General features: G+C 61.7%; 1 protein-coding gene. It reads right to left on the bottom strand.

What is annotated here, in order from left to right; translation table 11 throughout:
• The coding region (locus tag HWX76_RS36455; RefSeq protein ID WP_176017114.1) for an aminotransferase class I/II-fold pyridoxal phosphate-dependent enzyme at nt 1–473 on the bottom strand (473 nt) is incomplete at both ends.

Genomic DNA, 473 nt, shown 5'->3' with positions numbered 1-473 from the left:
TGCGGCAACGACGGCGTCGCGAGCGTATTCAGGAACTTCAGCTTCTCGACCTGATCGCGATAACGGCCCGGCAGCGCCCAGCCGATCCGGTACGCGGCCGTCAGGCTCTTCGAGAACGACGAGCAATGCAGCACGATCCCGGTCCGGTCGTAGGATTTCAATGAACTCGGATGCGTATCGCCGAAATACAGTTCGTTGTATACGCCGTTCTCGATGATCGGCATGCCGGCCTTCGTTGCGAACTCAACCAGTTCGCGCTTGCGCTCGTCCGGCATCTGGAAACCCAGCGGATTCTGGAAGTTCGGCATCACCATGCACGCGGCGATCGGCTGCGACTTCGCGATCGCGGCCAGCGCCGCGATGTCGATTCCGTATTCCGGATGCGTGGCCACCTCGATCGCCTTCATCCCCATCCGCTCGATCGCGTGCAGCATCGCGTAGAACGTCGGCGATTCCACCGCGATCGTGTCGCC

Origin of the sequence: Burkholderia sp. BCC0398, from assembly GCF_902833245.1 — a bacterium.
Lineage (GTDB): Bacteria > Pseudomonadota > Gammaproteobacteria > Burkholderiales > Burkholderiaceae > Burkholderia > Burkholderia sola.
Note: the sequence above shows the minus strand (reverse complement) of the source record. Positions and strands in the feature narration are given on the sequence as shown.